The following is a 3,976-nucleotide window of genomic DNA, read 5'->3' on the forward strand; positions in this document are numbered from 1 at the left end:
ACGCTTCAAGACTTTGTTCAAATACATTTTGGGGGCTGCCGAATTCCTTCAACAGCAGCCGGTATTTGATCGGCCCCACCCTGGGAACTCCTTTGAGCCTTAGCCACCAAAGTAATTCATCAGAATTCATCATACTCAACATCGCTGCTTTGTTTGAGGGCGGCCTTTACGGCTTTGCGCAATTGCTGCAGGCTGGCGCCGGCATCGGCCTGGGGATCATCCTCTGTGCCGCCGGAGGACAAAGGTTCCTTATCCTGGATCCGGGATAGTTCTTGGGGCTGGTTATGAAGCTCTTTTTTCAAATAACCCAGATAATGCTCCCGCTGTGATCCCGGCAGGCCCTCAGCCTGTTCCCATAGTATTTCGGGATCGGTCCGGTGTATTATGGCCTTTAAGGCCTTTTGGGCCTCCTCCGCCACGCTTTTGTTGCTGTCGTCAAGCAGCAGGAACAAGGGGGCCGCCGCCCGGTGATCCCCGGTTGAATACAGCACCTGGGCCAGGGCCGCCCGGGTGTACCAGACCCCGGAGGTCAGGTGCCGCAGGATGGGCACGATGGCCTGGGGGCCCTTGGCGATTATCTTGGGGATGGCATGGTCCCGCAGGGTCCAGCTCTGGTCGTGCAGAGCCTTAAGCAGCAAAGCCAGGGCCTCGCGCCCCTCCAGATGCTGGGCCAGGTCCAGGGCGGTGATCCGTTTTTTAAGGTCGCGGGATTTTAACAGCTCCACCGCTTCGGTGACCCTGGGATCGTTCATTTTTTCTTTTTGGACCTGGTGTAAAGTTTGGCAATGCTCCGGCGCAATTCATCCAGACCGTCCCCGTTCAGTGCCGATACATACAGACCGTCAACTTTGGGCTTTTTCTTGAGCAGATCGATCTTGTTGTACACCACCAGCTGCGGTTTGTCGGCCAGGCCCGGGTTGTAAGAGATCAGCTCGTTCTTCAAAACCTTCAGTTCCTGCTTGGCATTTTCGGCCGACGCGTCTATCACAAAGACCAGCACCCTGGTCCGCTCGATGTGCCTTAGGAACTGGGTCCCCAGCCCCTTGCCCTGGTGGGCCCCCTCTATCAGCCCCGGCAGGTCGGCGATGGTGCAGGTGGAGTTCTCGTCCAGATACATGGCTCCCAGGTTGGGCATCAGGGTGGTGAAGGGATAATTGGCTATCTTGGGATGGGCCTGGGTCAGCTTGGAGAGCAGGGTGGATTTTCCGGCATTGGGAAAGCCCACCAGCCCCACGTCGGCCAGCATCTTCAGTTCCAGGCGCAGGGAGACGGTCTCTCCTATCTCGCCCTTTTCGGCCACCCGGGGGGTCTGGTTGGTGGAGGTGGCAAAATGGAAGTTGCCCTTGCCCCCCTTGCCGCCGGTGGCGGCGATCACCGAGGTGCCCGGGACTATCAGGTCGGCCAGCAATTTTCCGCTTGCAGCGTCGTAGATCAAAGTTCCCGGCGGCACCGGGATCACGCAGTCCGGACCGGCTTTGCCGGACATTTTCCGGTATGCGCCGTTCTGCCCGTGCCCGGCCTTGAAGAAATGATGGTAGCGGAAATCACGCAGGGTCACCAGATTGGGTTCCACCAGGAACACCACCGAACCGCCCCGGCCCCCGTCCCCGCCGTCGGGTCCGCCCTTGGGAATGTATTTTTCGCGGTAAAAGCTGACCGATCCGTTCCCTCCGTTGCCGGCCGTGACCTTTATCTCCGCCAGATCGACTATAGGCATTTGATTATTTTCCGTTCTTTTAAGTTCTGGTATTTCCGTTTGAGCATCTGGGATACCGGGGCCGGCACCAGGCCGTCCAGCCTGCCTCCCATTCTGGCCACCTCCTTGACCAGTCCGGAATTGAGACAGGTATATTGTTCCGAGGGCATCAGGTAAATGGTTTCGATGTTCTTGTCCAGTTTGCGGTTCATCAGGGCCATCTGGAACTCGTATTCAAAGTCGGACACCGCCCGCAGGCCCCGCACCAAGGCGGTGGCCTTCTGGCTCCGGGCATAATCCACCAGCAGTCCGTCGAAACTGGTGATCTTGATTTTTGACGACCGGGGAGCGCATTTTTTCAGCAGCTCCACCCTTTCCTCCAGGGTAAACAGCGGGGTCTTGCGGTCATTGACGGCCACGGCCACGATCAGCCGGTCGAATATCTTCAAAGCCCGCACCATCAGATCGATATGCCCGTTGGTGACCGGATCGAAAGTGCCGGGATAGATGGCGGTTTTAACCATTTTAAGACCTCCGTAAGGTATTCAGTATTCAGTATTCTCTATTCAGTAATAGCAGATTGTTCATCGTTTACCGTATAAAACTCCACGCTGCTCTTACCGTGTTTCTTGCATTTCCACAAAGCCAGGCCCTGAGTTTGGACATCGATCTTTTCGGCCCGGTGATGCTGAATCACCAGTATCCCGCCGGGGGCCAGCAGGCCGTGCTTGGAGACCCTGCCCAGTATCTGCGAGGAAACATTGGCCTGATACGGCGGATCTGCCAGCACGATGTCATATTTTCCGCCGGAGGAAGACACAAAGTCCAGCGCGTCCTGGATCACCACTCGGGCTTTATCCTGGACCTTCAGCATTTCCAGGTTCTGGCGGATCAGTCCGGCCGTGGCCCGGTCGGCCTCCACCATGGTGGCCATGGCCGCTCCCCGGGACAAGGCTTCGATCCCCAGGGCTCCGCCCCCGGCGTAGATGTCCAGCACATTTTTTCCGGATACCAGATCGCCAAGGACATTGAATATCACGCCCCGCAACAAGCCGCTGGAAGGACGGACCTGTTTCCCTTCCGGGGTTTTCAATATCCGGCCCCGGTATTCGCCGGCAATGATTTTAAGCATATTACTTTGAGTGAATATGTATATTTTTTATTAGGAAGCCAGGAGACCATGAACATCCAACTTTGTTAACACTGATATTTTCCTGTATTCCTGGTTTCCTTATAAGAGCCTATCGATAAAAATCAGAACTCGCTTCCCAGGGTAAAGGAGACCACCGGGTTCCTGGCAATGACCGAAAGATCGGTGGGCCAGGCCACGTCAACCCGGATCAGGAAGGGATACAGGTTTATCCGTCCTCCGGTGCCGATGGATGCCTTAAGGTCGTCAAGTTTGACCAGGGCCCGGCTGGTCTTTTCCAAAGCCCTGAATGATCCGGCATCGGTCCAGGCTGCTCCCACGTCAAAAAAGAATGCGCCCCTGATCCCGTAGAATGAAAGAGGCGGGAAGGCCATCTCCAGCCGGTCGATCAGGGGGAACCTCATCTCAAAATTGGCCAGGGCCGTTTTGGTGCCGTAGAAACGGTCGTAATCATAGCCATGCAGGGAATTTGGTCCTCCCAGATAGAACCGCTGGGCGTCCGGACCCTGGGACATTCCCCCCAGCAGTCTCAGGGCAACCTGGTATCGCCGGGAGATCCTCCAGTAATTGCGGATGTCGGCGTACCCGGTATTGAAGTTCAGGTCGCTGCCCAGGGCTTTCTGGCTGCTCTCCACCACCAGCATGGCCCGCTGGCCGCTGATGGGGCCCATGGAGCCCCACAGCGTGTTGTCGTGGACGAAACTTAATCCCGGCACGATCACATCCATACTTGCTTCGGGATACGAGTAGTAATAATAGGCCTGTTTGTAATGGTTCCAGCTGGCCATCAGGTCAAAGCGCTGGTAACGGTTCAGGGGATAGGATACTATCCCCTGAACCCCGTTCACTTTTTCGATCACGATATCGTCGTTGGGGGCCAGATAATAATTGTGATACTGATAATAGCTGATGCCATAATCAAAACGTTTAGGCAGGTAATAGTAGGTCAACTGATAATCGGAATTTTCGAAATTGATCCACAGATCCGACTGCCAGTAAAACAGATGACTGCCCAGGATATCGGTGACCAGTATCTGTGCTTGTCCCCCAAGATCATTATTAAGTGAATTATAGCTTACGTTGCCGCTGGCCATGTCTATGGTGAACTTGGAGCGGGCTCTTTGGTGATC

Annotated in this window: 5 protein-coding genes; all 5 read right to left on the bottom strand. The window is 55.6% G+C overall.

Annotated elements, in window-relative coordinates; all coding sequences use genetic code 11:
* Positions 1-119: 119 nt before the first annotated feature.
* Positions 120-752, bottom strand: a complete 633-nt coding sequence (locus Q7U71_06245) for a HEAT repeat domain-containing protein (GenBank protein MDO9391356.1) — start codon at positions 750-752, stop codon at positions 120-122.
* On the bottom strand, positions 749-1,717 hold the full coding sequence (obgE, locus tag Q7U71_06250; GenBank protein MDO9391357.1) for a GTPase ObgE: 969 nt from the start codon (positions 1,715-1,717) through the stop codon (positions 749-751). Before obgE ends, Q7U71_06245 begins: the two co-directional genes overlap by 4 nt.
* On the bottom strand, positions 1,708-2,220 hold the full coding sequence (gene coaD, locus Q7U71_06255; GenBank protein MDO9391358.1) for a pantetheine-phosphate adenylyltransferase: 513 nt from the start codon (positions 2,218-2,220) through the stop codon (positions 1,708-1,710). Before coaD ends, obgE begins: the two co-directional genes overlap by 10 nt.
* Positions 2,221-2,258: 38 nt before the next feature.
* Positions 2,259-2,828, bottom strand: a complete 570-nt coding sequence (gene rsmD / locus Q7U71_06260; protein ID MDO9391359.1) for a 16S rRNA (guanine(966)-N(2))-methyltransferase RsmD — start codon at positions 2,826-2,828, stop codon at positions 2,259-2,261.
* Between the two features lie 122 nt (positions 2,829-2,950).
* Positions 2,951-3,976 (bottom strand): BamA/TamA family outer membrane protein (locus tag Q7U71_06265; GenBank protein MDO9391360.1); only part of this gene is annotated, 1,026 nt, incomplete at its 5' end.

It is taken from the genome of bacterium, from assembly GCA_030655055.1.
GTDB lineage: Bacteria > Edwardsbacteria > AC1 > AC1 > EtOH8 > UBA5202.

Coding starts and splice junctions, on each gene's coding strand:
- Q7U71_06245 (MDO9391356.1), bottom strand. CDS start 752: ATGAACGATCCCAGGGTCACCGAAGCGGTGGAGCTGTTAAAATCCCGC.
- obgE (MDO9391357.1), bottom strand. CDS start 1,717: ATGCCTATAGTCGATCTGGCGGAGATAAAGGTCACGGCCGGCAACGGA.
- coaD (MDO9391358.1), bottom strand. CDS start 2,220: ATGGTTAAAACCGCCATCTATCCCGGCACTTTCGATCCGGTCACCAAC.
- rsmD (MDO9391359.1), bottom strand. CDS start 2,828: ATGCTTAAAATCATTGCCGGCGAATACCGGGGCCGGATATTGAAAACC.